This window comes from Fodinicola feengrottensis (genome assembly GCF_010993775.1).
Classification (GTDB): domain Bacteria; phylum Actinomycetota; class Actinomycetes; order Mycobacteriales; family HKI-0501; genus Fodinicola; species Fodinicola feengrottensis.
Map to the genome: position 1 here is coordinate 91,330 of NZ_WOTO01000005.1, position 26,396 is coordinate 117,725.

33 protein-coding genes and 9 pseudogenes are annotated in these 26,396 nt (G+C 65.9%); 17 read left to right on the plus strand and 25 right to left on the minus strand.

Translation table 11 applies throughout. The annotated features are described in order from the left end of the window. Window position 1: 1 nt before the first annotated feature. The 3 genes from GNX96_RS05965 to GNX96_RS05970 all read right to left on the minus strand — a co-directional run bounded on the left by GNX96_RS05965 (window position 2) and on the right by GNX96_RS05970 (window position 1,162). Window positions 2–523, minus strand: coding sequence for a YidC/Oxa1 family membrane protein insertase (locus GNX96_RS05965; RefSeq protein ID WP_313885594.1), 522 nt, complete (start codon window positions 521–523; stop codon window positions 2–4). Continuing rightward, entirely contained in the window at window positions 427–768 is a 342-nt protein-coding gene (locus GNX96_RS49235) for a hypothetical protein (RefSeq protein WP_279579498.1), read from the minus strand. Before GNX96_RS49235 ends, GNX96_RS05965 begins: the two co-directional genes overlap by 97 nt. Before the next feature lie 79 nt (window positions 769–847). Beyond that, window positions 848–1,162 carry a DUF6412 domain-containing protein gene (locus tag GNX96_RS05970; RefSeq protein ID WP_163567326.1) on the minus strand — a complete coding sequence of 105 codons (315 nt, stop codon included), beginning with the start codon at window positions 1,160–1,162 and terminating at the stop codon, window positions 848–850. Between the two features lie 409 nt (window positions 1,163–1,571). On the opposite strand from GNX96_RS05970, the pseudogene GNX96_RS62655 reads away from it, so the two are divergent. From GNX96_RS62655 to GNX96_RS05985, 4 genes and pseudogenes are all read left to right on the plus strand, one after another. After that, window positions 1,572–1,667 (plus strand): annotated as a pseudogene (locus tag GNX96_RS62655) (LacI family DNA-binding transcriptional regulator); the annotation flags it as partial. A 14-nt stretch (window positions 1,668–1,681) separates the two neighbouring features. Then, window positions 1,682–2,038 (plus strand): LacI family DNA-binding transcriptional regulator, encoded by a 357-nt coding sequence (locus GNX96_RS05975; protein ID WP_279579599.1) that lies wholly within the window; start codon window positions 1,682–1,684, stop codon window positions 2,036–2,038. Continuing rightward, a complete protein-coding gene (locus GNX96_RS05980) occupies window positions 1,941–2,336 on the plus strand; it encodes a type 1 periplasmic-binding domain-containing protein (protein WP_163567327.1) in 396 nt (131 codons plus the stop codon). The genes GNX96_RS05975 and GNX96_RS05980 overlap by 98 nt, the downstream gene beginning before the upstream one ends. Next, window positions 2,285–2,602: a substrate-binding domain-containing protein gene (locus GNX96_RS05985; RefSeq protein WP_163567328.1), complete on the plus strand. Its 318-nt coding sequence runs from the start codon at window positions 2,285–2,287 to the stop codon at window positions 2,600–2,602. The genes GNX96_RS05980 and GNX96_RS05985 overlap by 52 nt, the downstream gene beginning before the upstream one ends. 394 nt (window positions 2,603–2,996) lie before the next feature. Here the strand turns inward: GNX96_RS05985 and GNX96_RS05990 are convergent, their stop codons facing one another. The 3 genes from GNX96_RS05990 to GNX96_RS49240 form a co-directional block, all read right to left on the minus strand. Then, window positions 2,997–3,362 carry an RNA polymerase sigma factor gene (locus tag GNX96_RS05990; RefSeq protein ID WP_279579499.1) on the minus strand — a complete coding sequence of 122 codons (366 nt, stop codon included), beginning with the start codon at window positions 3,360–3,362 and terminating at the stop codon, window positions 2,997–2,999. Window positions 3,363–3,666: 304 nt separating this feature from the next. Then, window positions 3,667–6,390: a GH92 family glycosyl hydrolase gene (locus GNX96_RS05995; RefSeq protein ID WP_279579500.1), complete on the minus strand. Its 2,724-nt coding sequence runs from the start codon at window positions 6,388–6,390 to the stop codon at window positions 3,667–3,669. A gap of 68 nt (window positions 6,391–6,458) precedes the next feature. Then, window positions 6,459–7,346, minus strand: coding sequence for a discoidin domain-containing protein (locus GNX96_RS49240; protein ID WP_279579501.1), 888 nt, complete (start codon window positions 7,344–7,346; stop codon window positions 6,459–6,461). Between the two features lie 167 nt (window positions 7,347–7,513). Between GNX96_RS49240 and GNX96_RS06000 the strand changes: the two genes are divergently transcribed. The 3 genes and pseudogenes from GNX96_RS06000 to GNX96_RS06010 all read left to right on the plus strand — a co-directional run bounded on the left by GNX96_RS06000 (window position 7,514) and on the right by GNX96_RS06010 (window position 10,312). Then, complete coding sequence (locus GNX96_RS06000; protein ID WP_163567329.1) at window positions 7,514–8,338, plus strand: SCO6745 family protein; 825 nt, start codon at window positions 7,514–7,516, stop codon at window positions 8,336–8,338. 47 nt (window positions 8,339–8,385) lie between these two features. Next, window positions 8,386–9,761, plus strand: a pseudogene (locus GNX96_RS06005) (WS/DGAT/MGAT family O-acyltransferase). An 80-nt stretch (window positions 9,762–9,841) separates the two neighbouring features. Then, window positions 9,842–10,312, plus strand: a complete 471-nt coding sequence (locus GNX96_RS06010; protein ID WP_390623938.1) for a maleylpyruvate isomerase N-terminal domain-containing protein — start codon at window positions 9,842–9,844, stop codon at window positions 10,310–10,312. Between the two features lie 128 nt (window positions 10,313–10,440). Here the strand turns inward: GNX96_RS06010 and GNX96_RS60865 are convergent, their stop codons facing one another. The 8 genes and pseudogenes from GNX96_RS60865 to GNX96_RS06030 form a co-directional block, all read right to left on the minus strand. Continuing rightward, a complete protein-coding gene (locus GNX96_RS60865) occupies window positions 10,441–10,653 on the minus strand; it encodes a hypothetical protein (protein ID WP_313885585.1) in 213 nt (70 codons plus the stop codon). A gap of 238 nt (window positions 10,654–10,891) precedes the next feature. Next, a pseudogene (locus GNX96_RS60870) lies at window positions 10,892–10,963 on the minus strand (hypothetical protein); the annotation flags it as partial. 73 nt (window positions 10,964–11,036) lie between these two features. Continuing rightward, window positions 11,037–11,621: pseudogene (locus tag GNX96_RS60875) on the minus strand (RNA polymerase sigma factor); the annotation flags it as partial. Window positions 11,622–11,668: 47 nt separating this feature from the next. Then, complete coding sequence (locus GNX96_RS06020; protein WP_163567331.1) at window positions 11,669–12,022, minus strand: YciI family protein; 354 nt, start codon at window positions 12,020–12,022, stop codon at window positions 11,669–11,671. Window positions 12,023–12,107: 85 nt separating this feature from the next. Beyond that, a complete protein-coding gene (locus GNX96_RS49245; protein ID WP_279579503.1) occupies window positions 12,108–12,242 on the minus strand; it encodes a hypothetical protein in 135 nt (44 codons plus the stop codon). 14 nt (window positions 12,243–12,256) lie between these two features. Further along, on the minus strand, window positions 12,257–12,436 hold the full coding sequence (locus GNX96_RS49250; protein WP_279579504.1) for a hypothetical protein: 180 nt from the start codon (window positions 12,434–12,436) through the stop codon (window positions 12,257–12,259). Next, window positions 12,433–12,678 (minus strand): hypothetical protein, encoded by a 246-nt coding sequence (locus tag GNX96_RS49255; RefSeq protein WP_279579505.1) that lies wholly within the window; start codon window positions 12,676–12,678, stop codon window positions 12,433–12,435. The genes GNX96_RS49250 and GNX96_RS49255 overlap by 4 nt, the downstream gene beginning before the upstream one ends. A gap of 10 nt (window positions 12,679–12,688) precedes the next feature. After that, window positions 12,689–13,279, minus strand: coding sequence for an MFS transporter (locus GNX96_RS06030; RefSeq protein WP_279579506.1), 591 nt, complete (start codon window positions 13,277–13,279; stop codon window positions 12,689–12,691). Between GNX96_RS06030 and GNX96_RS49260 the strand changes: the two genes are divergently transcribed. Next, window positions 13,239–13,397, plus strand: coding sequence for a hypothetical protein (locus GNX96_RS49260; RefSeq protein WP_279579600.1), 159 nt, complete (start codon window positions 13,239–13,241; stop codon window positions 13,395–13,397). The genes GNX96_RS06030 and GNX96_RS49260 overlap by 41 nt on opposite strands. A gap of 12 nt (window positions 13,398–13,409) precedes the next feature. Here GNX96_RS49260 and GNX96_RS62660 read toward each other — a convergent pair. Further along, window positions 13,410–13,667, minus strand: a pseudogene (locus tag GNX96_RS62660) (MFS transporter); the annotation flags it as partial. Continuing rightward, complete coding sequence (locus GNX96_RS06040) at window positions 13,667–13,846, minus strand: hypothetical protein (RefSeq protein WP_163567332.1); 180 nt, start codon at window positions 13,844–13,846, stop codon at window positions 13,667–13,669. The gene GNX96_RS06040 and the pseudogene GNX96_RS62660, both read right to left, overlap by 1 nt. 58 nt (window positions 13,847–13,904) lie before the next feature. On the opposite strand from GNX96_RS06040, the gene GNX96_RS49265 reads away from it, so the two are divergent. The 4 genes and pseudogenes from GNX96_RS49265 (at window position 13,905) to GNX96_RS06050 (ending at window position 16,404) form a co-directional block, all read left to right on the plus strand. After that, the gene (locus GNX96_RS49265; RefSeq protein WP_279579507.1) at window positions 13,905–14,639 is read left to right on the plus strand and encodes an aminotransferase class I/II-fold pyridoxal phosphate-dependent enzyme; all 735 of its coding nucleotides are present in this window, start codon (window positions 13,905–13,907) and stop codon (window positions 14,637–14,639) included. After that, window positions 14,597–14,839: pseudogene (locus tag GNX96_RS62665) on the plus strand (PLP-dependent aminotransferase family protein); the annotation flags it as partial. The gene GNX96_RS49265 and the pseudogene GNX96_RS62665, both read left to right, overlap by 43 nt. Before the next feature lie 116 nt (window positions 14,840–14,955). Continuing rightward, complete coding sequence (locus GNX96_RS49270; protein ID WP_279579508.1) at window positions 14,956–15,306, plus strand: aminotransferase-like domain-containing protein; 351 nt, start codon at window positions 14,956–14,958, stop codon at window positions 15,304–15,306. Between the two features lie 159 nt (window positions 15,307–15,465). Beyond that, on the plus strand, window positions 15,466–16,404 hold the full coding sequence (locus GNX96_RS06050) for a phosphotransferase enzyme family protein (protein WP_163567333.1): 939 nt from the start codon (window positions 15,466–15,468) through the stop codon (window positions 16,402–16,404). Between the two features lie 72 nt (window positions 16,405–16,476). Here the strand turns inward: GNX96_RS06050 and GNX96_RS06055 are convergent, their stop codons facing one another. Then, window positions 16,477–17,736: a DUF222 domain-containing protein gene (locus GNX96_RS06055; protein ID WP_279579509.1), complete on the minus strand. Its 1,260-nt coding sequence runs from the start codon at window positions 17,734–17,736 to the stop codon at window positions 16,477–16,479. Between the two features lie 158 nt (window positions 17,737–17,894). Continuing rightward, window positions 17,895–18,023 (minus strand): VOC family protein, encoded by a 129-nt coding sequence (locus tag GNX96_RS06060; RefSeq protein WP_163567413.1) that lies wholly within the window; start codon window positions 18,021–18,023, stop codon window positions 17,895–17,897. 151 nt (window positions 18,024–18,174) lie between these two features. Between GNX96_RS06060 and GNX96_RS62670 the strand changes: the two are divergent. Together GNX96_RS62670 and GNX96_RS49280 are read left to right on the plus strand one after the other, a co-directional pair. After that, a pseudogene (locus GNX96_RS62670) lies at window positions 18,175–18,483 on the plus strand (class I SAM-dependent methyltransferase); the annotation flags it as partial. An 85-nt stretch (window positions 18,484–18,568) separates the two neighbouring features. Continuing rightward, window positions 18,569–18,970 (plus strand): methyltransferase domain-containing protein, encoded by a 402-nt coding sequence (locus tag GNX96_RS49280; protein WP_279579511.1) that lies wholly within the window; start codon window positions 18,569–18,571, stop codon window positions 18,968–18,970. 23 nt (window positions 18,971–18,993) lie between these two features. On the opposite strand, the gene GNX96_RS06070 is transcribed toward GNX96_RS49280, so the two are convergent. The 7 genes and pseudogenes from GNX96_RS06070 to folE form a co-directional block, all read right to left on the minus strand. After that, window positions 18,994–19,269 carry a hypothetical protein gene (locus GNX96_RS06070; RefSeq protein WP_163567335.1) on the minus strand — a complete coding sequence of 92 codons (276 nt, stop codon included), beginning with the start codon at window positions 19,267–19,269 and terminating at the stop codon, window positions 18,994–18,996. Between the two features lie 44 nt (window positions 19,270–19,313). Continuing rightward, a complete protein-coding gene (locus GNX96_RS06075) occupies window positions 19,314–19,799 on the minus strand; it encodes a DUF4097 domain-containing protein (RefSeq protein WP_163567336.1) in 486 nt (161 codons plus the stop codon). A 14-nt stretch (window positions 19,800–19,813) separates the two neighbouring features. Then, entirely contained in the window at window positions 19,814–20,458 is a 645-nt protein-coding gene (locus GNX96_RS06080) for a response regulator (protein WP_163567337.1), read from the minus strand. Between the two features lie 375 nt (window positions 20,459–20,833). Continuing rightward, a pseudogene (locus GNX96_RS60880) lies at window positions 20,834–21,940 on the minus strand (histidine kinase); the annotation flags it as partial. A 100-nt stretch (window positions 21,941–22,040) separates the two neighbouring features. Continuing rightward, entirely contained in the window at window positions 22,041–22,841 is an 801-nt protein-coding gene (locus tag GNX96_RS06090) for a nitrilase-related carbon-nitrogen hydrolase (RefSeq protein WP_163567338.1), read from the minus strand. After that, on the minus strand, window positions 22,838–23,329 hold the full coding sequence (locus GNX96_RS06095; protein ID WP_163567339.1) for a hypothetical protein: 492 nt from the start codon (window positions 23,327–23,329) through the stop codon (window positions 22,838–22,840). Before GNX96_RS06095 ends, GNX96_RS06090 begins: the two co-directional genes overlap by 4 nt. Window positions 23,330–23,397: 68 nt before the next feature. Continuing rightward, window positions 23,398–23,982: a GTP cyclohydrolase I FolE gene (folE, locus tag GNX96_RS06100; RefSeq protein WP_163567340.1), complete on the minus strand. Its 585-nt coding sequence runs from the start codon at window positions 23,980–23,982 to the stop codon at window positions 23,398–23,400. Between the two features lie 89 nt (window positions 23,983–24,071). On the opposite strand from folE, the pseudogene GNX96_RS06105 reads away from it, so the two are divergent. The 3 genes and pseudogenes from GNX96_RS06105 to GNX96_RS06115 all read left to right on the plus strand — a co-directional run bounded on the left by GNX96_RS06105 (window position 24,072) and on the right by GNX96_RS06115 (window position 26,225). Next, a pseudogene (locus GNX96_RS06105) lies at window positions 24,072–24,764 on the plus strand (helix-turn-helix transcriptional regulator). 129 nt (window positions 24,765–24,893) lie between these two features. After that, window positions 24,894–25,499 (plus strand): HAD-IA family hydrolase, encoded by a 606-nt coding sequence (locus tag GNX96_RS06110; protein WP_279579513.1) that lies wholly within the window; start codon window positions 24,894–24,896, stop codon window positions 25,497–25,499. An 87-nt stretch (window positions 25,500–25,586) separates the two neighbouring features. Continuing rightward, window positions 25,587–26,225: a GntR family transcriptional regulator gene (locus tag GNX96_RS06115; RefSeq protein WP_163567341.1), complete on the plus strand. Its 639-nt coding sequence runs from the start codon at window positions 25,587–25,589 to the stop codon at window positions 26,223–26,225. Window positions 26,226–26,396: the final 171 nt, after the last annotated feature.

Genomic DNA, 26,396 nt, shown 5'->3' on the forward strand with positions numbered 1-26,396 from the left:
TCTAAGCCGTCCTCTTCCGGGGTTTGTCGGCCAGCTCGATCTCGGCTTGCACCGGCTTTTCCTGGCGCCGCAAGACATGTCTTTCGCCGTACGTCCAAGCCGTCGTGGTGAGCAGGTAGATTCCGGCCGCCAGCGGCAGGAACGCGGCCACCACGATGGTGGTGAACGGGAGTAGTCGCAGGATTTTGGCCAGCAACGGGTTCTGCTGGGGGGGCGCCGGCGCGGCGATCCGAGCCTGCCAGCGCATCGACAGCCAGCCGACCACCCCGAGCGCACCGAACAGGCCCAGGAAAACCGCTGACTGCAGGGGAAAACCGGCCGACAGGGTGGTCGCCCAATGCGTGCCCAGCGGAGTCCCGAGCAGGGTGTGACCGAGCAGGTCGTTGGTCTTTCCCTGCACGGTCGACGAGGTGAACAGCCGATACATCACCATGAAGAACGGCATTTGGGCGAGCAGCGGCAGAAAGCCGGCGAACATCGACGTACCGGATTCCCGGTGCAGGGCGGCGATCTCACGCTGCAGTTTCTCCGGATCGTTGCGGTGTTGGCGATAGAGATCTCCTGCGTTTGCGGTGCGACGGCGGCGCGGGCCTTCTCACCGCGTACGGCCGCGCGGCTGAACGGCAGGAGCAACAGTCGTACGGCCACCGTGAAAAGCACGATCGCCACCACCGTGCTGGCGCCGGCCAGCATGGGGGAGAGCAGGGTGGCGAGGGTGGTCACCAGAAAATGGGCGGCCGCCATCGGCCACCCGAACAGATCGGGCATGAAAGCAACTCCGGCATGTCTTGGAACACGAAAAAGGACAGGCGGAATGGCTACGGAATTCTCTTTGCGAAGCGGGAAATCACGCAGCCGACGGGCTGCGGGTGGGTCCTCTTGGCCGAGTCCTGCCAGGCGCGTCCGGGTTGCGCAGGCGCAGGAAACTCGCCCGCCGGGACTGCTCGGGTGAGGCACCGCGCACCGACGGCGCGGAAGTGCCCGCACGCAATGCGTACGGGAGCGCGAGACCGCAGGCCAGCCCGGTCGCCAGCAAGGCGGCGACGGCGACCAGTGCGGTGTGGTTTGGGGTGCTGAAAACATGTGGCAGCAGCAGGAATGCGAACTGCAGCAGCACCACGAAAGGCAGCAGGGCGGGCAGTCGGGACGACTGTCGCGTCATGATGCCCTCCTCAGCTGCGATGCGATGACCGAAACTAATTCTACGCTCGCCGCAAAACTACCTGGGGACCGCTCGACCGGCGGGGCCATGGCCACCGCGAGCGGGCCAACGACTACTCGTTCGACGCGATGCGCGACGACGTTCGCGGTTTCATGCGTACCCCCGGACTTTCGAGCCTGGTCGCGTACTGGGTGGTGGTCGAGTTCCTTGAGCGCTAATACTCCTGACCAAATAAGGTTTCCTTAAGGCCGATAGGGCAGATTTTCCCGGCCGTACGGTTGCCTTCCATCGTTGCATACAGCTGAAATGCGGGTTTGTTGGACAATGCACGGGCGTTCTGAATGCACCTCCGCGAGGAAATATGGGCTGCGGCCGGACGCGACTGATGTGGACAGTGCAGAATCAAGGGATGCGTGCCAGTTTGAAAGACGTGGCGGCCCGGGCCGGGGTCTCCACCATGACGGTTTCCAATGTCCTGAACAACAAGGCATCGGTGGCTCCTGGCACCCGGGCCCGGGGGTGCAGCAGGCGGTCGCCGAACTCGGCTACCGGCCCAGCCTGTCCGCCCGGAACCTGGCCCGCGGCCGGTCCGGGGTGGTGGCCCTGGCGGTGCCCGAAATCGGTCTGCCGTATTTCGCCGAGCTGGCGCATTTCATGATGATCGAGGCGGAGAAACGGGACTGGACGCTGGTCGTCGAGCAGACCGCGCACGACCGCGGCCGCGAGCTGGCTGTTGTTGTTGAGCGGCGGCCGCGGCCACCTCATCGACGGCGTGCTGATGTTCCCGTCCGAGGTCTCCGCCGACGACGTGCCGTCCGGCCCGTCCGGCCCGCCGGTGGTGCTGTTCGGCAGCGCGTCGGGGGGCGCCGGCGGTGACCCGGTGGTCGACCACGTGATGATCGACAACCTCGGCGCCGGCCAGGTGGCGACCGGTCACCTGGTGGCGGCCGGCCGGCGGCGGATCGCGCTGATCGGTCCCGCGTACGAGCCGCGCAGCCGCCGCCAGGCGCCCCGGGTTGCCGGCTACCGGCGAGCCCTGAAGGCCGCTGGCCTCACGATCGAGAAGGACTACACGACATCGAGCATGGCGCGCTGCACGACCGGGAGGCCGGCGCGCTCGCGATGGAGCGGCTGCTCGCGCTGCCCAAGCCGCCCGACGCCGTCTTCTGCCTGAGCGACCTGCTGGCGATCGGCGCCATGCGTACGATCCACCGCAGCGGCCGCCGGATCCCGGACGACATCGCCGTGCTGGGCTTCGACGACGTTGACGACGCCGCGTATTTGACGCCCACCCTGTCCAGCATGCGCCCCGACAAGGCGCAGATCGCCGAGCTCGCCGTCGACGTGCTCGACCGCCGCTTCGCCGCCCCCGAACCCGCCCAGGTGTGGCGCGCCAACTGCGACCTCGTCCCCCGGGAAAGCACCCTCGGGGTTTCCTGAGCTTCGCAGTCAGGGTCTTGGCGACTTCGTCCAGTGCCGCCCGTCGGTCGAGACGAGGTAGTCCGATGGGTTGGCCCCCCGCGGTCGGCCAAGACGTACAAGCCATCCGCTGTTCTGCCGAACGTGGAGGGGTTGTTCGCAGCAGTGACCGGCGTGGAGGTCCTGCCCTGGTCCGCCGTGACTACCACACTGAATGGGGTGTGTTGCACGTCGACGCCGATAATGGAACCGTCCGGGAGCGAGTACGGGCTAGCCGGCAGCGAGATGTCGCCGTCTCGCTGGGTCCAGGTCTGACCGCCATTGTCGGTCATCAAGATCCGGTTGCCGCTGGACTGGCTGAGATGACTTAAATCGGCATAGGCGCGAATACCGTCCGAACTGATGACTGGCCCCACTACTCTGCCGTCCGGCTGGTGATCTGCCGAGTGATCCAGCTGTGGCCGCCGTCGTGGGTGACCGCGATGCCGCTCGAGCTGTCGAGGGCGCTTGGACCATCCTTGTACGACACCCAAATGGTCCCGTCACCGCCGAGCCGCGCGGCACCGATCGTCTTCGCGGGCTGATGGGCCAGCAGGTGCAGAACTCCGGTCGCCGGATCGATCGCGCTGTGCACCACGGCTCGTACGAACGCCTCCTGGACGACGTCCTCCGCCTCGCGCCGATCCCCGGTCAGTGCGTACATGCTCAGCACCAACCGGGGATGGGTGGCCCGGAAGAGGTCATCCAGCTGTTGTCGTACGGCCAGCTGTCCGTCAGTCACATCGCCGCTCCTGGTTGATCGACCTCAGTGTCACAGGGGGCATGACTCACAACTGGGTCGATCAGGTTCCCAGGAGTTGTTAAGCAAGCAGCTCCACCTCGGCCAGCGAGACGGTGCCGGTGGCGGAGGTGACCCTGATCCGGTAGGTGGTGTTAGGCGCCGGGGTGGGCGATGGCGAAGGCGCGGGTTTGTGATCGCCAGGCGAAGGTCTGGTTCTGTTGGGTGTCCAGCCCGGTCCAGTGCGTCCCGTCGGTGCTGCCTTCCAGCACCCAGGACTTCGGGTCACCGGCCGCGGTCCCGGATGTCAGTGTGTACGCGGAAATCGCCTTGCCGGCGGCGGGCTCATCTCGATCGTCGGGGTAGCGGAGCCAAAAGTCGCCTGCGTGGCCGAGGTGTTGTCGACCAGTGCGTGGACGTTCGTGCCGTCGGCCGCGGTGATCGTGGAGCCGTCGGTGGCGAGCGTGTCCGCCCACGGCTGCGCGACCGCGGTGCCCTGGGTGATCGACGGCGGCGCGTCGTTCGGTCCGGTGCCCCAGCGGGACGGGTTCGGGCCCATGCTGAAGTCGAGAACACCGCCGTGCGCCAGCAGATCCTGTGGCAGGTACGTCTTGTCGTACGGCCGGCCATTCACTCGCAGGCTCTGCACATAAACGTTGCGAGCGCTGTTGTTTGGCGCGTTGATGACCAGTTTTCGGCCGTTCTGCAGGTGAACCACGGCCTGCTTGAACTGCGGCGACCCGATCGCGTACGACGGGCTGCCCATCTGCAGCGGGTAGATGCCGAGCGAACTGAAGATCTGCCACGCCGACATTTCGCCGTTGTCCTCGTCGCCCGGATAGCCCTGACCGATCTCACTTCCCAGGTACAGTCGAGAAAGTGCTTCCCGGACCTTGGCCTGCGTCTGATACGGCTGGCCGGCGTAGTCGTACATGTAAAGGATGTGGTGCGCCGGCTGGTTGCTGTGGCCGTACTCGCCCATCCGTACGTCCCGCGCCTCGGTCATCTCGTGGATGACCCCGCCGTACGAGCCGGGGAAGGTGGCGGTCTCCGGAGTCGCGAAATACTGGTCAAGTTTCTTTGCCAGGCCGGCTTTTCCGCCGTACAGGTTGGCGAGGCCGTTGCCGTCCTGCGGGACCGTGAAGGCCATTCCCCAGCAGCCGTCGGTCTCGGTGTAGTCGCCGCCCCACACCCGCGGGTCGTACGTGGACGCGGCCTGGTTCCACGAGCCGTCGGGCTTGCGGCCCTGGAAGAAGCCGATACTCGGGTCGAACATGTGGACGTAGTTCTGTGCCCGGTTGGTGAAGTAATGGTAGTTGGACAGGTATTCGTTGCGACGCGGGTCATTCGGCTTGCTGCGGTCGTACAAAGCCTTCGACAGGTTGGCGATGCCGAAGTCGTTGACATAGCCCTCCATTGCCCACGACATGCCCTCGCCGGTGCTGGTCGGGGTGTAGCCAAGGAAAATCGAGCTGGCCAGGCCCTTCCGGCCGATGCTGTCGTTCGGCGGGGTCACGGTCGCGTTGCGCAGAGCGGCGTCGTACGCGGCTTGCACGTCGAAATTGCTGACACCCTTGAGATACGCGTCCGCGAAGGCGACATCGGAGCTGGTGCCGGTCATCAGGTTGGCGTAGCCCGGCGACGACCACCGCGGCACCCAGCCGCCGTCCTGGTAAAGCTGCAGGAAACCGCTGATCATCGTGCCCGCGTCATCCGGTGTCAGCAGTGAATACGCCGGCCAGGTTGTTCTGTACGTGTCCCAGAATCCGTTGTTGACGTAGATCTTTCCGGTCCGTACGGACGATCCCGTCTGCGTCGGAGTGTCGGCGCCGGTGCGGGGCGCGGTCGGGCTCGCGTACGAGTAGACCGGCTTGCGGGCCGTGCCGGTGTTCTCGAAGCCGGAGTTGGGATAGAGGAACAGTCGGTAGAGGTTCGAGTAGAGGGTGGTGAGCTGGTCGGTGCTCGCGCCGGTCACCGTGATCACACCGAGTTTGGAGTCCCACTGGGATTTCGCCGCGGCCCGTACCCGCTCGAAGGTCGAGCCGGGGCCGACCTCCAGGTCCAGGTTTTTCTTTGCCTGGTCCACGCTGATCAGCGAGGTGGCGATCCGCATGGTGACCGCGCTGCCCGCCGACGGCAGGGTGAATTTCAGATATCCGGTGACGTTCGAGCCGCCGCCGCCGGGCAGCATGCCGCTGCCGGCAACCGCTCGGTCGAAGGTCGCGTAGACGAAAATCCGCCCAGCACCGACCGAAAGTCCGCTTTTCACGTCCGAATAGCCGCTGATCGTACGACCGCCGGGATCCAGGGTCAGGCCGCCGCCGTTGTTCACGTTGTCGAAAATCAGGTTCGCCGACTGGCCGGGGAAGGTGAATCGGAACATCGCCGCGTGGTCGGTCGGCGCCAGCTCGGTGCGCAGCCCGTTCTGGAATTTCACGCTGTAGTAATCGGGAGACGCGATTTCGTTCGAGTGCTGGAAAGCCAGCGCCCGCCCGGTCCGGCTGGCATCCGGCGTACCGTCCGCGATCGACGGCATCACCTGGAAGGTCTGCCGGTCGCCCATCCATGGGCTCGGTTCGTGGCTGAGCGCGAAAGCCTGCAACTCTGGCAGGTTCGCCGCGTCATTGCTGCGGTTGTAGTTGTAGAGCCAGTCCGTCGAGCCGGCGTTCGTTTCCGGCGTCCAGAAGTTGAAGCCGTGCGGCACCGCGGTGGCCGGGAAGTTGTTGCCACGGGAGAAATTGCTGCTCGACTGGGTGCCGCGAGTGGTCAGCACGTAGTCGGACGGCGCTCGGTACGACCGGGACGCGGGATGAGCTGTGATGGCGATGTCGTCGAGCCAGCCGCGGAACAAGGCGGCGCCGTTCGGGCTGTCGTAGGCCACCAGGATCCGGGAGATCTTCTTGCCAGCGGCCACTTTCCCGATGTTCGCGGCCACGTGGTTCCACTGGTTCGCGTAGATCGTCTTGGATTTCCCCTGTGACATCGGGTCGAGCCCGATGCCGTGCTGGTCCTGCGCGCCGAGCTGGCTCAAATAGGTCCCGTCGCTGAAGGCCAGGTCGACGGACGCGTACGTGCTGGAATAGCGCAGGTCGTCGCCGGTCAGCTCAGGGAATAGCAGGTAGGAAAGCTCGGTGTCGCGACCGACCGGAACCGAGACGTCGTAGATTTTTTGTTGTACGAGTAACCGCGTCCGGCGCTGGTCTGGCTGCCCGCGTACAGCAGCGAATGCAGCCCAGTGTAGCCGACGTTCGCCTTGGCGTCCGGCGCGCTGGCCGGGCCGGTGGCGATTTTGGTCTGCATGTTGGGCTGCGGCGGGTCGATGGTTGGATCGACCGCGAGTTGCCATTCGGACGCCTGCAGGATGTCGGCGCCGGCATTCGCGGTGACCGTCCAGCGATAGAATCTGTACGCCGCTTTGTTAGTCGTGTCGTACTGTTTCAGCTGCATGCGACTGGGAAAAAAACTCTCGCCGCCGCGACTGTCCACTGTGGTCCAGGTGGTGCCGTCGGCGGAGCCGGTGAGTGTCCAGTCTTTCGGGTCGCGGCCCGGTTCGTCGTTGGCGGAGGCCACCGCGTATTTGACGATCGCGACCGGCTCGGACAGCTCGTACTGCACCCAGCCGGTCGGCGCGAAGACCAGCCATTTGCTGTGCACATCGCCGTCGGCCAGGTTCTCCTTCACCTCGCCGCCGCTGGTGTTCTCGCCGCTCGCGGTGATCTTGGTGATCTTGTCGGCGATGTTCCCGGGGATGCCGGTGGAGAAAGCGCTGGTCACCCCGGACGCCTTCGGGCGCCCGTTTCTATCGGTTTCAGCGGTATTTGTCCATGTTAGCGCCGGATCGGCGGTTTCGAACGACGACTGAAAGTTTCCCGTCGACGACGGCTCCGCCGGCGACCCCGGCACCGCCGTACTGAACAGGGCTGTCGGCACCACGAAAGCCGCGGTCACCAACCCGACCAGGAACATCGAACGCCGCTTTCCCGCCAACGGAAGCCTCCACGTCAAAGGCCGGCCCTGCGCCGGGTCGTTGCGAAATCAGCCGGGATGTACATAAACCCAGGACCACGACCGCAGTCAACACCAAGCGCCGAAGAAAATGTGACGCAGGCCGCTTATGGTTCGAGCCGGGACGTACGCTGTCGGACGTGAACGAGATGTGGCGCCTTGTCGAGGGCTATCACGCGCCGGTCTATTTCGCCCCGCAGGCGCGGGAGGAATATGCCGCGGCGGGCTTGCGTGGATTCTGGATGGGCTATGTCGCCGGGCGCTCTGGGCCGCTGGGTGCGGTGCCGCCGGAGGTCGTGACGGCGATGTTCTACAACTTCGCGGCGGCCAGGATCGACCGCGCGCTGCCCGATGCCTGGAGCTTGGGTACGCCCGCGGACGCGGTCGCCGCACACCAGCGGATCGCCGACCTGCGACTGCGTGAACTGCTCGGCGACGGCGTTGACGACCCAGCGTTGGGCGAGGTCGCGAAGGCGCTGGCGGAGGTGGTGGTCGGCCTGGATCCGGCCGGGCGACCGCTGTTCGCGGCGCATGCCGCGCTGGCCATCCCGGACGCCCCGCACCTGGCCCTGTGGTGGGCCACCACGGCGTTGCGGGAGTTCCGTGGGGACGGGCACGTGGCCGCGTTGCTGACCGCCGGACTGGACGGCTGCGAGGCCAATGTGTTGGCCGTTGTCGCTGGTCAGGTGCCTGAGCAGCAGCGCGAGTTCCGGGGCTGGACGGAGCCGGAGTGGGAGGCCGCGATCAACCGTCTGCGGGAGCGCGGCTGGTTGGACGCGGACGACGCGCTGACCGATCGCGGGCGGCAGGTGCGTACGGACGTGGAGGAGCTGACCGACCGGCTGGCGGCCAGCGTCGACCGGGCCGTCGAGGCCGGTTTCGGGGTCGACCGGCTGCTGGCGGCGCTGCGACCGGTGGTCGCCCGGACCGTCGAGGGCGTCCCGTTCCCCAACCCGATCGGCCTGCCCGAGTAGGCATTCGCAATCAGCAGCAATTCCAGCAGCAGGGAGGTCGCCAGCAGATGATGCCGATGCCGATCACTGACGCGATGTTCCTCCTGCTCGAATCGCGTGAGCATCCATTGCACGTGGGTGGTCTGCAGTTGTACGACGTGCCCGATGGCGCCGGCCCGGACTACGTTTATGAGCTCTATAGGCAGATGCTCGGCGCTGCTGAGGCTCAGCCGCTCTATCGCCAGCGGCCGCGCCGGTCGCTGGCCAGTTTCGGCCAGTGGGGCTGGCAGGACGACGACGAGCTGGATCTGGAATACCACGTGAGGCTGTCCGCGCTGCCTCGCCCGGGCAAGGTCCGGCAGCTGCTGGAGCTGGTGTCCCGGCTGCACGGCTCGCTGTTGGACCGGCACCGGCCGCTCTGGGAGTTCCACCTCATTGATGGCCTCGAAGGCAACCGCTACGCCACGTATACGAAGGTTCATCACGCGCTGGTCGACGGCGCGTCCGCGGTCCGCCAGCTGGTCCGGATGATGACCACCGACCCGGACGACCTGGACTGCCTGCCGTTCTGGGCCGCACGACCGAAATCCCGCAGCCATGCCGTTAACGGGGTGGATCTGTCCGACCGCTTGTCAGCGGTCGCCGGCGGTGTTTCCGACGCGCTGGGCATTGGTCCTGCGGTGGTGCGGACCGCGCTGCGTACGATTCAAGAGCAGGCCGCGACCTTGCCTTTCCAAGCCCCGAAAACCGTCCTCAACGTCAGCATCGGCGGCGCCCGCCGATTCGCCGCCCAGTCCTGGTCGCTGGACCGGATCCGGGAACTCGGAAAACGCTCCGGCTCCACCGTCAACGACATCGCCCTCGCCATGTCCGCCGGCGCGCTTCGGCGCTATTTGTTGGAACTCAACGCATTGCCGGCCGCCCCCCGCTGGTCGCCATGGTGCCGGTCTCGTTGCGCGGCGCGCGACTGAAGTCCGACGCCACCGGCAACGCGGTCGGGACGATCCTGTGCTCACTGGCCACCGACATTCCCGATCCGGCGGTCCGGCTGGAGCAGATCATGGCGGCCATGAGCACCAGCAAGGAAATGTACGCCGAACTCACCCCGCTGCAGATCACCGCGCTGTCCGCGTTGATGGTCGGCGGCGTCGGGTTGGCGCCGCTGCCGGGCATTACCCGGCTCACTCCGCCGCCTTTCAACCTGATTATCTCCTCCAATGTTCCAGGTCCCACCGAGGACATGTATTTCAACGGCGCGAAGTTGAGCGGGACGTATCCGGTGTCATTCCTGTTGGACGGGCAGGCGATGAACATCACGCTGACGTCCCACGCGGGGAGTTTGGATTTCGGGATCGTCGGGTGCCGCCGGAGTCTGCCGCACCTGCAGCATCTGCTGGGGCATCTCGATGCCGCGTTGGAGGAACTGGAACGGGCGGTTTCATAGGGGAGTGTCGAGTCTCGCGTCTGCCGATCGTCCTTGGGTTTGGACGTGTCTCATCGACGAGAGGAACCACCATGGACACGATGGAGTCGTACAAACGGGCGCAAGGCGGTTTCGACGAGGTGCTGGCCGCCGTGCCGGCGGCCCAGTGGGACGCGCGGTCGGCCTGCCCGGAGTGGACCGTGCGCGATGTCGCCGGTCATGTCATCTGGGCCCAGCACCAGCTGCGGGCCTGGGCGACGGGGCAGGACTACCAGAGCAAGACCGGATTCCGGATCCCGGATCCACGAGTCCAGGCGAACTCGCCGCCGTCGACCCGGTCGCGACCTGGCGACAGGCCCGTGACGAGGCCAATGGCGTGCTCGACGAAGAGACCCTCGCGCGCCGCATCACCCTCCCGGGCCTTGGCGAGATCCCGCTTTCCGCGATGGCGACCCTGCTGGTCACCGACTTTCTCGGGCACACATGGGACATCGGTCACCCGCTCGGCATGGACGTGCGGCTGGACCCGGCGCTGGTGCCGCTCTCGTACGCGTGGGCGCAGCAGTCGATGAGTCGTGAGCCGGGCTTCTTCGGCCCCGAGCTGACCCCGCCGCCAGGTGCCGACGAGCAGACCAGGCTGCTGGCGTTTCTGGGCCGGGCGGCCTGAACCGCCCGAGCCCAGGTCACCGGGTGAGTCGCATTAGTTGTCGAGCTCCTTCAGGCGCCGCTCCAGGAAGCGGCGGTCGGCAGGGTTGGTCGCGATGTCGTGAGCCTTTTCGTACGCGGCCGTGGCTTCGTCGCGTCGATCGAGCCGGCGCAACATGTCGGCACGGGCAGCGTGCCACAGGTGGTAGCCGCGCAGACCGTCGATTCCGTCGATGAGGTGCAGGCCGACCTCGGGTCCGTCCGTCATCGCGATCGCGATCGCGTGGTTGAGGTCCACGACAGGGGAGGGCGTGAGGCGTGAGGGCCAATGCCGCGTACAAGCCGGCGATTCGCGGCCAGTCGGTGGCGTCCGCGGTCGCTGCCTGGGCGTGTACGGCGGCGATCGCCGCTTGCAGCGCGTACGGGCCGGTTGAGTGATGTTTCAGTGCACGGTCGAGAAGGTGGACGCCGGCCGCGATCTGCGACTGGTCCCATTGCGTGCGGTCCTGATCGTCCAGCAGCACCACATCGCCGGCCGGGTCGTAACGGGCGGCCGTACGCGAATCGTGGAGCAACATCAGCGCTATCAGGGCCGTACACCTCAGGCTCGGCCGGCATCAAAGTGGCGATCAGTGAGCCGAGCCGGATCGCCTCGGCGCGGAGTTCGCGATGCTCGGGTGCGGCGGGGGAGGCGTTGTAGACCTGCGTGAAGATGAGGTAAACGACGGCGAGTACGCCGGAAAGTCGTTCGGGGAGGCGATGGTCGGGCGGCACCTCGAACGAGACGCCGGCTTCTCTGATCTTGCGTTTCGCGCGTACCAACCGTTGCGCCAGCGTCGACTCGCCCACCAGGAAAGCGCGGGCGATCTCGCCAGCTGTCAGGCCGACCACGACCTGCAGCGTGAGGGCCACCCGGGCCGGCATCGCGAGCGCTGGATGGCAGCAGGTGAAAATCAGGCTCAGCCGGTCGTCCCCCAGGCCGACCAGCGCGTCCTCGCTGATCCCGGGCATCGCCTCTCCCGTGTGAACGGCGGCCACTTCCTGTTTTTCGCGGCCTTTGATGGCTCTGCGCTGCCAGTCGAAACCGCGGTTTCGGCCGACCGTTAGCAGCCAACCCACCGGGTTGTCCGGGATCCCGGTCCGCGGCCAGCTGCGCAGGGCTTGCGCGCAGGCTTCGTGCAGGGCTTCCTCGGCAAGCTCGAAGTCGCCGAGCACTCGTACGAGCGCGGCCAGCATCCGGGCGCGCTCTTCGCGATAGACGCGCTCGACCGCCGCCGCGACCGTCAAGTCAGCCGCGGGGCGGCCGCGATCGGACGGACTTCGATCGACCCGTCCATCGCCATCGGACACTGCGCCGCCAGCTCCAACGCCTCGTCGAGGTCCTTGCAGTCGAGAATGTAGTAGCCACCCAACTGCTCGTTCGTCTCCGCGAACGGCCCGTCCGTCATCAGCGCTTGCCCGTCGCGTACGCGCACGGTCGTCGCTGTCTCGATCGTCTTCAACGGGTCGCCGGCCTCGTACACACCTCGCCGGCAACACTCGTCCACAAACGCGTTGATCCTGGTCAGCGCCTCCGCGAAACCCGGATCTCCAGGTTCAGGGCGGTTGCAGCCGTAGATCAGCAGCATGTAACGCATGGTTGGTGTTCCTCTCCGTCAGTGTCAAGGACGAACGCGTGCCCTGGATCTCGACAGTCTGATCGGAGCGGCATTGTTCGTGGCGCTAGAGCGCTTGGTAAGTCAAAACAATCACGCCATCTGTGCCCACCACCTGGGAATCGACCAACTTCAGCTTCGCGGCCGTACTCGTCTCGCCGAACAGTTTCTCGCCGCCACCCAGCACGGTCGGAAAGACCATCAGCCGATATTCGTCTACCAGCCCCCACGCTCACCCAACGCGCGTACGAGCTGGCCGCTGCCGTTGACCAACAGCTCGTCGTCGCCGGATTCGCGCAGTTTCGCTATCTCGTCGACGCTTCCCAGCACAGTGGTGTTCGCCCAGGTCGGGCCGGTCAGTGTCGAGGAGAGCACATATTTGGGCATGCTGTTCATTTTTTCTCCGCGAAACCGGCTTCGTCCTTGACCGTCGGCCAGACCGCGGCGAAGCCGTCGTACGTTTTGCGGCCCAGCAGCAGGGCGTCCGCTTTCTGGACTTCGTCAAGTTTGAACTTGTCGCCTTCTGGGCCGCGGCTGAACTGGAAGGCCCAGCCGGCGCGGTCGAAACCGGGTTCGCCGCCGGGGGAGTCGATGCCGCCGTCGACGGTGATGAATTCCGATACCACGATCCTGCTCATGGTGTTTCTCCTATTTTTTGATGGATCGGTGGAAGTACGTGACAGTAGCGACCATCAGGACGGCTGTCGCGGCGAAGGCCGGGGAGAAACCTACCCGGGCGGCGAGGATGCCGAAACCGGTGGCGCCCAAGCCCCAGCCGCCGTCGTACGACATATTCCACAATGCGCTCACAGTGCCGTAACTGGACGGAGCGACGCGGCTGAGCATCAGGGCGATGCTCGCGTTCTGAGCGGCTCCGAAGCCGATGCCGAAAACCGCCATGCCGGCGAGAATCGCCACTGGATTGTCGGTGACGACAAGTGGGATCAGACCGACGGCGGCGACGAGGGCGGCTGGTACGAGCAGTTTGCCGGCGCCATAACGGTCGCCGAACCGGCCGGCCAACCACCGGCTGCCGGCCGCGGTGGCGGCCTGGACCAGCAGGGCGGTGGCGGCCAGCGAACCGGAGCCGCCGGACACCGCCAGCGGCAGGAAGCCGGCCACGATCCCGCCGGCCATCGCGGTGGTGGCGAACACGATCGCTGGCCGGTTCAATGCGGCCGTACGCAGGCCAGCCACGATGCCGACCGCCGATTCGCCGCTCGGCGCCACCTTGGGCACCCAGCCGATGACGGCGAGGCCGGCGAGCGCGCAGAACCCGCCGACCAGGAAGGCCGCGGTGAAGCGCGGCCGCGCTGGCCAGCCACAGCCCGAGCGGCAGCGCCGCGATCGGCGGTAGGCAGGCGACCAGCCCGCTGATGCCCAGGCCCTCGCCCTGGCGTTCCTTGGGCAACAGCAGCGGGACCAGCGCGCCGGAGACCACCATCACGATCGCGAAGCCGGTGCCCCGTACCAGGCTGACCAGCATGATTGTCGCCATCGTTGGCGCGAAGGCGAGGGCCAGCGTCGGCGCGCCGAGCAGCATCAGGCCGGCGGCCAGGACCCAGCGGTAGCCGAACCGGGCCACCAGCCGGGGCGTGGCCAGCTCGGCGACCACGGTCGCGGTCATCAGCAGACCGGTCGACAGACCGGCGCCGCGCCCCCGTTGTCGCCGAGTTTCGCGGTGTAGAGCGGCACCACCGAAAGCAGCAGGTAGAGGCTGGTCAGCGCACCGAAGTTGGCGCCCATGATGAGCAGCAGGGCCCGGCTGAACAGGCGTGGCCGGGTGGCCGGCGTCGTGGTTGTCATAAGAAGGACGCTACGAGCCAACTGGATCGCCGCTAAGCTCCAATTCTATGCCGATCGAGTGGGCCGGTTTGAGTCCGGAGCTGCTGCTGCCCCTGGACCGTACGGCGGAGTTGTCGCTGCGCTGCCAGCTGGAGGGCGGCCTCCGGGAGGCGATCCGCGCCGGCCGGTTGCGGGCCCAGGAGCGCTGCTGCCGTCGTCGCGGGAGTTGGCCCGGATGCTCGGCGTCTCCCGCGGCCTGGTCCAGGAGTGCTTCGGCCAGCTGCAAGCCGAGGGTTACCTGACGACCCGGGTCGGTTCGGCGACCCGGGTAGCCGAGGGCGCTTGGACCACTCCAGTGACGGCCGCGGCCGCGGCCGCGCCGCCGCGGCTGATCGCGGACTTTCGGCACGGCGTCCCCGACCTGGCCAGTTTTCCGCGCGGCGACTGGCTTTGGGCCCAAAAAGAGATCTGTCGGGAAATGCCGAACGCGGCCCTGGATTACGGGGATCCGCGCGGCATCCTGGAACTACGCGAAGTTTTGGCGTCCTACCTGGGACGGGTAAGAGGAGCGGCCGCGGAGCCGTCCCGGATGGTGGTGTGTACCGGGTTCGCGCAAGGCCTCAATTTGGTTTTGCGAGCACTCGTACAAAAAGGCATCCAGCGGATCGCCTTCGAAGATCCCGGATATGATGAGGACGGGGTGGCCTACCGGCAAAAAAGGCGCTGGGCATTGAGCCCGTACGCGTGCCAGTCGACGCTTTCGGCGTGGACGTGGAAGCGCTCGCGGCTTCCGGTGCGGACGCGGTGGTCGTGACGCCGGCCCACCAATGGCCGACCGGTGTCGTCCTCACGCCAGAGCGCCGGCAAGCCCTTGTCGCATGGGCGGTTTCTCGGAAGGGAACCATTATCGAGGACGACTACGACGCCGAGTTCCGCTACGACCGCGAGCCGGTAGGTGCACTGCAAGGTCTCGCCCCGGACCGGGTGGTTGCGTTGGGTACGGTCAGCAAATCCCTCGCGCCAACGCTCCGGCTCGGCTGGATCCTCTGCCCACCTTCGCTCAACGCAGCCATTTCTGCGGAAAAAAACACCTCAGTGACCGCGGCTCGCCCGGACTTGAGCAGCTGGCGGTGGCCAAACTCGTCGAGTCCGGCCGCTTCGACCGGCACTTACGTCGTATGCGAGGGATTTACGCGGCTCGCCGTACGGCATTGGTCGACGCGCTCGCACACCACGCTCCCGCGGTCACGTTGACTGGGCTGGCCGCGGGTTTCCATGCGGTGGCCCATTTACCCGCGGGCGTCGGGGAAAAAAAAGCGGTGATCGAGGCGGCCCGGGAGCGGTTGGTCGGCTTGTACGGCATGAGCGAATGCCGCGCCGGCGGTCGTACCGACCCGGCCCAATTGGTGTTGGGCTTCGGAAACCTGGGAGAACGAGCCATCCGCACCGGCATCGCCACCATCGCGGACTTGCTCAGCTGAACCTGTTCCACGGCGTGGCGCCCGGGCGCGTGGTTTTGATTGACCAGCTACTGCCGGATAAGGAGCAGGATGGATCACAGATTTAGTGAACTTAGTCGTCATATGCAGGAGCAGCATCTTCGATCATTGGCCCTCTCTATCCTTAAACAGTATGGTGCGATGCCAGACAGCGTGCAGCTACTGCAATATGAGGATAATGCGGTCTACTTGGTCGTGCGGAATGGCAAGAGTTATGTGTTGCGCATTTCGGTTGTAGATGGTCGGAGCCCAGCCGCGCAGGCTTCCGAGCTTGAGTGGCTGCTCTCTCTTGCAGCTGAGAAGACGACTGTCGTGCCCACGCCGGTGGCGACTAGGTCGTCGGAGCTGGTCGTAACCAGTGCTCTTAACGGTTCGGATGAGCCTGTAACGTCGGCGTTGTTTGAGTGGATACCCGGCGCCGCCCCGCGACATTTCGGGCCAGAGCTGGCCGCCGAGCTAGGGCGGGTCATGGCTCGACTCCACGAACATGCCTCAGGTTACCGGCCATCTGCCCCATTCGAGCGACCGGCCTGGGGCCATCAGGAAGTCTTCGACCTAGGTGCCACGATGACGTCGGAACTGGCGTGGAGCAGGCTAACCAGCGCAGACCGTTCGATGCTGCGGGAAGTGTCCAAGAAGGTGCGGGACCGTATGCCGACCGTCGGCGACGATTGGGCACTTATCCATGCGGACCTTCACCGAGGCAACGTGGTAGTTATGCCGACCGGAGAAGTGGCCGTGATCGACTTTGACGACTGCGGCTGGGGCCACTATATGCTCGACATCGCAACCATGCTCTCCTCGATCCTGCGTACCTGCTTGGACGACCGCGATGAATATGCTCGTCTAGCGGCGGAGTATCTCGCCGGCTACCGGGAGGTCAGAAACCTTCCAGCATCAAGCAGCGCCCTGAACGAGTTCCTCGTGCTACGCGACATGATCATCCTCAATTTTATGGTGAGTTCCCGCAATGACGCCGTGGTCGCATATATGCCGCAGCGAGGGAACGGAATTCTCGCCCTTATGTGCCGTTACTTGAGGACCGGACTATATGACGGCTTTGTGTCGCTCGAGGTCTAGGTGCCGAACGCGCGGTCGCCCCGGCTGGTAATGCTGATCATCGCGTCGCCTTCTTTACTTGCAGGACTTGGGTTAGAACGGTGGTGGTGGGTATTCGTCGTTGGGTGTGACGTCGTACGTACGACCGGTGGGGCTGGTCCAAAGGAATCGGCCCGGCGTCGGTTGGGTGACGGTCCAGCCGTGTTCTTTGATGTCGTTGTGGAATTTGCATGCTGGTCCGGTGCTGTCGTACGCGGTCTTTCCTTCCGGTTTGCGGAAGGGAATGGTGTGGTCGAACTCGCAGGTGGCGGCTGGTCGGTTGCAGGCGGGGCCGCAGCATCGCTGGTCGCGTGCGTTGACCAGGTCTCGTAGTGCTTGGGTGGGGCGGTAGCGCGTACGGCCATGGTCGATCACCACTCCGCTGATGGGGTCGGTGAGGATTCGGTACCATTCGCTGTTCTGGTCGCCGGCGAGTTCGCGGGCGCGTTGTGCGGTCATGGGGCCGTATCCACTGAGGATTGCGGGGTTGTCGTCCAGGCCCATCAGTGTGGTGGCGTCGACGCGGAGTTCGATTTTGGTGCGTACGTTGCTCGGGACACCCAGACAGAGGTCGGTGAGGGCGTCGGCTCGGAGTGCGTCCATGGTGCGGGTTTCGTCTTTGGTTTTGAGGCTGCGGGCGATGGTGTCGATGATGCGGTAGATCGCCTCTGCGGACTCGGCGGGCAGGAACGCACCCAGCAGAGCCATCCCGTCTTCGCAAGGCTGCTTTTCTACTCGCCTCTCAGAGACCAGTTTCTTGCGGCGGGCTTCGGCAGCGGCCGGGTCGATTTTGATGACCTCCCGCCGGGCCCTGTCCCGGATCGATCGAGGCGTTTTCGAGTCGGCGCCGGGCAGCACCTTCTCTTCGACTTTCCGAGCGTCCTCAGGGCAGAGGTGGCCGACCTGGTCCGCGAACGTGAACGCCTTACGCAGGTCAAGGTCACCGTGAGACATCCCAGCCATGGTGCCCCGCAGCTCATGGACCAGTTGGTACGCCAAATTCAACCGCTTCTGAGCGGCCGACAGGCTCCAGGTCAGTGATGCGGCGATTTCACCGGCCGCGTATTTGGAGAAAGGTGCACCTACGGCGGGTCGGGCGTTGGTGAAGCGGTCCATGAACCGCATCTGCATCGCCTGCGTATACGAAATCACCTTATCCAAGGTTTCGATCGCGGCCAGCGCGGTGTCAGCGTCGACTCGGCCGTACCGGTCGAGTTCTTCCAGCATTTGCAGGGGAACCCAGCTGGGTGGCATGGTGCGCCATGGTTGCTTGTTTGGGTCGGTGAATTCTGGTCGCCTTCGTTTTCTGCTCATGACCCAATTTTACTGGCCGCCACCGACAGTCGGGACGCTGATTTCGTTTCTGTGGATAAGAAAGCCGCCTGTGGAAAAGGGCTACCTATTGCGAAGCGCGCGCTCTGCCAACCAAGCCGAGTGAGGCGTTGGCGGCCGCGGTGAACAACTGGTCGACGTTATTCCACGCAGAATTCGTTGCCCTCCGGGTCGCACATGACGGTCAGCTCGTCACCTTCGCGTACGACGGTGCCGCCGAGCGCAACCAGCCGGGCCACCTCGTCGGCGATCGAGCCTTGCGCGCTCAGGTCGAAGTGTGGCCCTGGTGCAGCGGTTCGCTGTTAGGAGAAGGTAGCGGGTCTACTCGGCGAGAATTGTCGTTCGTCGAGCCTATGGACCGGCAGAAATCGCCGATTATGGACCTGTGCACAGGACCATGGATCCTCGCAGAGTGGTGGCATGGATGTGGCGACGGCGGTCGGGTACGTGCATGGGTATTCGGGGGTCGAGACGCGGCGGTTGGGCGATCAGGCCGACACGTTGGCGGAGTTGTTGCATGCTGGCACCCATTTTCCGGCCGGCACGCGGGTGCTGGAGGTTGGCTGTGGGGTCGGCGCCCAGACCGTCCATCTGGTCGCCGGCAGCCCGGCGGCGGACCTGGTCTCGATCGACCTTTCGGTCGAGTCAGTAGCGGTCGCGCGGGCCAGGGTGCCCGCGCCCAATGTCCGGTTCCAGGTCGCTGACCTGCACGATCTGCCGTTCGCGGACGCTGAGTTCGACCACCTTTTCGTCTGTTTCGTGCTCGAGCACCTGGCGGATCCGGTGGCTGGCTGCGCTGGCCGCGGTTCGTCGGGTGTTGCGTCCGGGTGGCACGATCACCGTGATCGAGGGCGACCACGGTTCCGCCTTCTTCCACCCCGCCAGCGCGTACGCGCAGGCCACCATCGACTGCCTCGTCGAGCTGCAGGCGCGCGCCGGCGGTGACGGGCTGCTCGGCCGGCAGGTCGAGCCGCTGCTCACCGCCGCCGGGTTCCGGGACGTGGTGGTCCGGCCGCGGACGATGTACGTCGACCGGACCCGGCCGGCGCTGGTCGAGGGCTTCACTCGCAACACGTTTTTATCGCGATGGTCGAGGGCGTACGCGATGATGCGTTGGCTGCCGGTCTGCTCACCAGCGGCGAGTGGGATCGAGGCATCGCGGACCTTCGCAGGATCGTCGATGGGACGTTCCATTACACGTTTTTCAAAGGTATAGCGGTGAAGTAATGGGCATCGTCGTCAGCTCTGGTAGCCCACGGTCACGTTGCCGGACTCGGCCTGCACGGTGATTCGCCGGCCGGTGGTGCTGGGTTGCCGTACGGACAGGTCGCGGGTGCCCGAGTCGACGGTCGTCACCACGTCGTACGCGTCGGCGGCGGTGCCCGTGCGCGGCACCTTCACCGTCACGTTGCCGGAGTTCGCGCTGGCGCTCACCGACTGTGGTGCCGCCGCAAAGCCCAGGGTCACGTTTCCGGATTCGGCGACCACGGTGGCATTTGTGCTGGTCAAGGCCATGCCTACCACCTCTCCGGAGTCTGCTCGTACGCTCAGTGGCCCGCTCAGACCGGTCGCGGTGACGACGTCCCGGACGAGGTGTTGACGGTGGTCCGGGCGGTCAGGTCGCCGATCGTGAGGTCACCGGTGTCGGACTGCACAGCAAGGGTGGTGGCGGCCGGCACGGTGATCGCGTACGCGATCGAGCACTTGCGGCCAAGGACGCTGTCCGGGCATTTGACCGTCACGTGTAGTGAGGATCCACTCCATTGTTCGCTGATGGTCGGCTTCCAGCCCTTGGTCGTCTCCAGGACTCTGTGCACTGACACCTGACCGGCCGGGCCGGCGGCGACCACTATAGTGGCCGCGTCGGCGTCGATGCTCAACGCCGTGATGGGCTGTCGGTAGACCTGGTTCTGCGTCTCCGTGGTGGTGGTCAGCAGTCCCCATCCATAAATGCCAATGCCGACCGCGGCAATAAGGGCGACGATGCCGCCGGTGATCCACCAGACAAAGCGAAAACTTCGGGTGTCGTGCGTTGTGTTTGTCATTTTTGCTATTTCTCTTATCTGATTCGCAGGAATCGCAGCACGGCCAGGACCCGGCGATGGTCGGTGTCCGCGAGCGGCAGGTCAAGCTTGGTGAAGATGCTGTTGACATGTTTGGCGACCGCGCTTTCGCTGATTACCAGCGCACTGGCGACGGCCGAGTTCGAGCGGCCCTGCGCCATCAGCGCGAGAACTTCGGATTCACGTGGCGTCAGCCGGTCGAGCGGGTCGCTTCGGTGCCGGACCAGGATCTGCGACACCACTTCCGGATCCAGGACGGTCCCGCCAGCGGCCACTTGCCGCAGCATGTCTATAAAAGTCGAGACGTCGGCGACCCGGTCCTTCAGCAGGTATCCGACCCCGCTGGTCGGGCCGGACAGCAGCTCGGTGGCATAGCGTTCTTCGACATACTGGGAAAGGACGAGCACCGGCAGCTCCGGGAACTGCCGGCGCAGCACGAGCGCGGCCCGCAGGCCCTCGTCGGTGTGCGACGGCGGCATTCGTACGTCCGCGATCACCAGGTCCGGCTGATCGTTTTGTACGCTAGCAAGCAATGCATCGGCGTCGCCTACCGCGTCCACCACCTCGTCGCCGCGGCTCTCCAGCAGCCGGACCAAACCCTCGCGAAGCAGGATCGAGTCCTCTGCGATCACAATGCGCATGGCAGCTCCGCGGTGATGGTGGTGCCGCCGGCCGGCGGGCTTTTCACGATCAGCCGGCCGTCGACGGCGGCGACCCGCTGGGCGAAGCCCACGCAGCCCGCTTCCGGTGTCGTCGTCCGCGGCCCCACCTCGTCCATTGTCCACAATGGTCACTACCAGCTGATTTTCGGTCCGTACGGCGGTGACTTCCACCGCGGTCGCCTGGGCGTGCTTGCTGACATTCGTCAACGCCTCGGACACCACGAAATATGCCACCGCCTCGACGGTCGCCGAAGGTCGCTGCTCGACCGAGACATGCAGTCGTACGGGCACCGGGGATCGGCTGGCCAGTCCGGAAAGCGCCGCGTCCAGGCCTCGATCGTTCAACACCGCGGGGTGCAGACCGCGTACGAAGGAGCGCAGTTCCGCGAGTGTTTGCTTGGCATCCTCGTGGGCAGCGGCGATCACCTTCGCCGCTGGGTCGGTGGAGTCGCCGAGACTTTCCCTGGCGATGCCCAGATTCATCGCCAGCGCGGTGAGCCGTTGCTGCGTACCGTCATGGAGATCCCGCTCGATCCGCCGCCGTTCGGCATCAGCCGCATCGATCGCGCCGGCTCGGCTGGCGGTCAGGGTTTGCACCCGGTGCGCCAAAGTCTCGGCCCGGCGCGGTCCAAGCAGCCATCTCGCCAGCAGAACGTCCACAGTGGACAGTCCACGGGCCACCCAGGGTGCGGAGAAAAGCAGCGTCAGACCGCCCGCGGTGAGCGCGATCTCGACGACCGCGTCCGACCGGTCGAGCATCATCCACGCGTACGCCGGCAGAAGTGCCAGTGCGCCGCCGACCGTCCACATTGTCACGACCGCGACGGTGCCGATGACACTGACTGGCAACGCCAGCAGGTGATAGCCGAGTTGCCGGCCGGTCCGCCAGCTCAGGGCCCGGTCGAAGACCCGCTGGAACCGACCGGCCGCCGGCACCGACGGGGGCCGGCTCGGCGAGCGCGATCTCGACGCCAAGCAGGGCGCCGAACCGGGACCGTTGCGCCCGGCTGAAGCCATTCGCGCAGTACGCCAGCGCGGCGAGCGTTCCCAACGCTGGCACCACACCGTCGGCGCCAACGCGACGGTGAGCGCGCCCAGAAATGCCGTCACCGCGAAGCCGGCGGCGGCCAGCGGCAGCCCCGCGGTCAGGTGCGCGGTCGCCCGCCAGCCGGCCGGCCGGACCGGCGCCAGCAGCAAGCTGGTCGCGATCCGGCCGCCGGCGGGGCCGTGGGAAGTGGTAGGCACCCCATAACGGTAAGGAGCCGGGCCGGCCCAGCGCCATGGCACCGGCCCCCCGTCCCGCCCTGTACCTAGCTTCACCCCTGGATCGGGGTGGGGGGTGGGTCGTACGATCGCCAGCGCGCAGAGCGCGATCATGGCGGCCGCGCACAGCCAGGCGAACAGGTCGCCGACAGCGCTGTAGATGGTCCAGGTGCCGCGGATGGGTACGTACGCGATCATGTTCTGCTGCGGCGTGCTGAAGAAGTTCGTGGTCGCGAGGGCGACTCCGCGATTGTCCGTGGTCACAGCGATGCCGTTGCTGGCCTGCCGTACGACGGAGTTAGCCGTTTTCGACCGCTCGGAAGACCGCGTTCTCCGAGTGCATCTTCTCGATGCCCTGCCAGTCGTTCGCCGGCACGAGCATGATGTCGGCCTGGCCGCCGGAGGGGCGCAGCGTGCCAGGGAAGTCGGCGTCGAAACAGATGACGTTGGCGAGGCGCCCGAACGGGGTGCTCGCCACCGGCACTTTGCCGTCACCGGCTGGAAAGTCCTCCAGGCCAGGCACCGGATGCGCCTTGTCGAACTCCCACAGCGCTTTTCCGTTCGGGTCCACCAGAACCGCCATGTCGCGGGTGTATGGCGCGTTGTCCAGGATCACGCCGACGCCCATCTCCAGATAGACGTGCTGGGTTCGGGCGAAGTCGGCGGCCCTGCTGAGCAGCGCTGGCAGATCGTCGTGCAAGGTCAGCGCGCCGGCTTCCGGCCAGACGATGATTTTCGCGCCAGCGTGGGCTTCCACTGTGCTTCGCAGGAACAGGTCGTCGGTCACGAACGCGAATGCCCTGCGCAGCTGGGGGGGTTTCTGGTCCGGCGTGACATCGGGAGTGTGGAAATTGTCCAGCGCCTGCTTACTTTGCCTTGCCTGCACCGAGGAGCTGACGCCGGCTACCCGTACGGTCTGCTTGGCCGCTGGCGCGACCGCGAGGCGAATCCCGCCGCCGAGCAGCACCAGCCCAAGGAGCGCGGTGAAAGCGAGAGTAACGGTACGGATTTTCCACCAGGACAGCCGCTTTTCCAACGCCAGGTTGGCCACCGGCGCGGCCCAGGCCATCAGGAAGCTGATGCCGTAAATGCCGGTCACCGAGACCAACTGCAGCAGCGGCAGGTTCGCCGACTGGGTGCCCGCCAGTGGGCCGAAAAAATCGTACCGAAAGGGCTCACCGCGGCCACCAGGAACTCGGTGGCGACGCGAGTGGTGGGAAAGATGAGAGTGGCCAGCAGCGGGGTGAGACGAGCGAACAACAACCTGTCAACCAACAGTGGCAACGTCAGGATCGTGGAGATCGCCAGGCAGCAGCCAAAGAGAATGGGTCCGAAGGAGAATCTGTTGCCCGCGAAAAGGAAAACCACGGTCGCGACCGCGGACGCGAGCCAGCTGCATCCAAAACCAAGCAGGATGCCGCTGCTGCGGGTGAAACGCATCAGGCAGATCAGGAACAGCCAGCCGGCGATCGAGATCGACCAGTCGTTGTGCAGGGCGAAACCGCCCAGTGCGGCGCCGGCCGCCAACCACAGGTATTTCCGCCATCCGACCGCGAACCGGCCGGGATCCGTCACTGAGTTCGTCATGCGGTCCAGCCTGTCCGCCCCGACCGGCACCGTCACTGGCGTTGAGTTCCGAGTTGGACTGCAGCTGTCTACACCACGATGCTGAGGAATTCCGCCCGGGACTGCGGCACGTCCTTGATGACACCGGAAAGTGCCGACGTCTTGGTGATCGCGCCGGCCGCTCGTACGCCCCGGAGCGTCATGCACATGTGCTCCGCCTCGATCACCACACCCACGCCTTTGGGCGACAGTTGGTCCTCGAACCAGTTCGCCACCTGTTTGGTGAGGCGCTCCTGGACCTGTGGGCGGCGGGCGAATTTCTCGACTATCCGGGCGATTTTGGAGAGTCCGACGATCCGGTCGGCCGGAATGTAGCCGACGTGCGCGATGCCGGTGAAGGGCAGCAGATGGTGCTCGCACACCGACTGCATCGGGATTGACTTCACCACGATCAGCTCGTCATAGCCTTCGTCGTTGGGAAAAGTCGTCACCTCGAACGGGCGCGGGGTGAGCATCGCGGCGTAGGCCTCGGCCATCCGCTGCGGGCTTCTGCGCATTTCCGGGTTGTCGCAGGAGACCCCGAGCGCGGCCAGGAAATCCTCGGCGGCGCGGGCCGCGGCTGGCAGGCCGACGGGGCTGTCGACCACCTGCACGTCGGGGTAGCTGATACTCATACCTTGCCTCCGGCTCTAACGGACACTAATCTCTACGTTAGAGAACGAGGTTTGGAGCGTCAAGCAACTTGCCGGCGAGAAGGCGGAAGATGGGTGAGTTCGAGCGGAGCGTGACCGGGATCGGTGCCCTCGCTGAGCCGGTACGCCGTGAGCTCTACTTTTTCGTGTGTGGTCAGGACACCGCGGTTAGCCGTGACCAGGCCGCGGACGCCGTCGGGGTGCCCCGGCATCAGGCGAAGTTCCACCTCGACAAGCTGGCGGCGGAGGGCCTGTTGGAGGCTGACTACGCCCGCCTCGACGGTCGCACCGGGCCCGGTGCTGGACATCCTTCCAAGCTTTATCGCAGAGCAACCAACGAAATCTCGGTGTCCCTGCCGCGCCGCCAGTACCAGCTGGCCGGCCTGTTGATGGCCGACGCGATCACCGACGCGGCCCGGACGGGCGCGCCGGTGTTGGACGCGCTCGACCAGGCGGCCGCCACGCAGGGCGCGATTATTGGTCGTACGGCTGCGAAACGGCAGGAAGGCGACGTTCTTGGGTCGGCGGTTGAGGCCCTTGCCGAGACGGATACGAGCCACGGCGCGAAAACGAGAGCGCGTGGTGCTCGCGAACTGCCCGTTTCACGCGCTCGCCGCGGTGCATACCGAGCTGGTGTGCCGGATGAACCGCGCCCTGGTCGCCGCGCGCTCGCCGGTGCGTTGGCGCCGGACCGCCTCCAGGTCGTTCTCGAGCCGGCCGCGGACCGTTGCTGCGTGGTGCTGACAGCTTCACCGCATCGTTAGAACAGTGGTTCGGCCGGCGACCGATGAGGTGCTGGCCGTTCAGGCTCGATCCTGGCAAATATGGCTGGCGTTCCTCGTGGTGGAGCGTATATTGTCTGACAGGATGACAGTCAGACAAGAGGAGTGAGCATGCCGCCGTACGACGTGGTGACCTTCGACAACTACGGGACGTTGACGGACTGGGAGGGCGGGGCTGCGCAGTTCCTCTACCAGTTGGCGTTGCGCAACGGCGACGCCGAGCTGGTGCCGGGGGTGCAGTTGCAGCGGGAGTTCGAGCGCATCCAGTTCGACATCCTCGGCAGCGGCTATCGGACGTACAAGCAGGTGTTGGCGCAGGCGCTCGCGGAGGTCTGCGAGCAGCACGGCTGGGCGTACGACGACACCCTTGGGCGCGACCTGGCCAACGCGATGCGGTCGTGGCCGTCCTTTATGGACACCTATCCGGCGCTGACCAGGGCAAAGGCGGCTGGGATGAAGCTCGCCATCCTGTCCAACACGGACCGCGACATCATTTCGCACAGCATCCGCCAGCACCGGGTAGCGTTCGACTTCGTGATCACCGCCGAGGACGTGGGCACGTACAAGCCGGACGTGGCCTTCTTTTCGTACGCGCTGGAGCGGATCGGGGTGCCGGCGGATCGGGTCCTGCACGTGGCTTTCGGCTTCAAATATGACAATGCGCCGGCGAAGAAGAAGCTCGGCCTGACCCACCGCCTGGGTCAACCGGCACCATGAGCGGCAGCCGGACGGCGTCGCGGCCGACCACATGTGGCGGGACCTGTGGCCCTTGGCCCGCCTCGCGGACGGGCAGAGCATTCCGGAGTGAGCGCCCTCCAGGTCACCAGTACGACCGACGCGTTGGTCGCCGAGCTGCGCGGCCAGATTCTCGGCGGCCAGCTGCGGCCGGGGGAGCCGATCCCGGAGATCGCGCTGGCCCAGCGGTACGAGGTGGCCCGGCCGACGGTCCGCGCGGCGCTGCAGACGCTGGTGAACCGCGGTCTGCTCGTACGCGAGCATGGCCGGTCGGCGCGGGTGCCGGTGCTGTCCGTCGCGGACGTGGATGACCTGTATTTCATGCGCACGCCGCTGGAGCTGCTGACGGTCAGCACGCTGGCCGAGCGCGGGATCGACGCCATGGCGGCGGACCGGATGCTGGCCCGGCTAGCCGCGATGGGGCCGCAGGCCAGCTGGGCGCAGCGGGTGCAAGCGCATACCGACTTCCACATCGCGTTGGTCGACGCGGTGGGGAGCCCGCGGTTGAGTCGGCTCTACGCGGTCGTACATGAGGAGATGCAGCTGTGCCTCGCGCAGTTGCAGTCGACCTACCCGGCGCCGACCGCGTTGATCGACGAACACCGACAGCTGCTCGCGGCGATCCGCTCCGGCGATCCCGAGGTCGCCCGTACCGAGATGCTGGCTCACATGCGGCGTGCCCGGGACGCATTTGCGGCAACCCACTGATCGGCTGATTTAGCCCGACAAAAGGTGACTTAATAGGTGCCCTATCGGGCGAGTTTGAGTTTTTGGTCCGGATCAACCGCAATCGGCCTGGAACTTTCCTACCGAACCCGTGCGTCGGTATTGAATAATGGCCACTGTTGTCCGTCCGAGGAGGGGTCCACGTCATGGCCG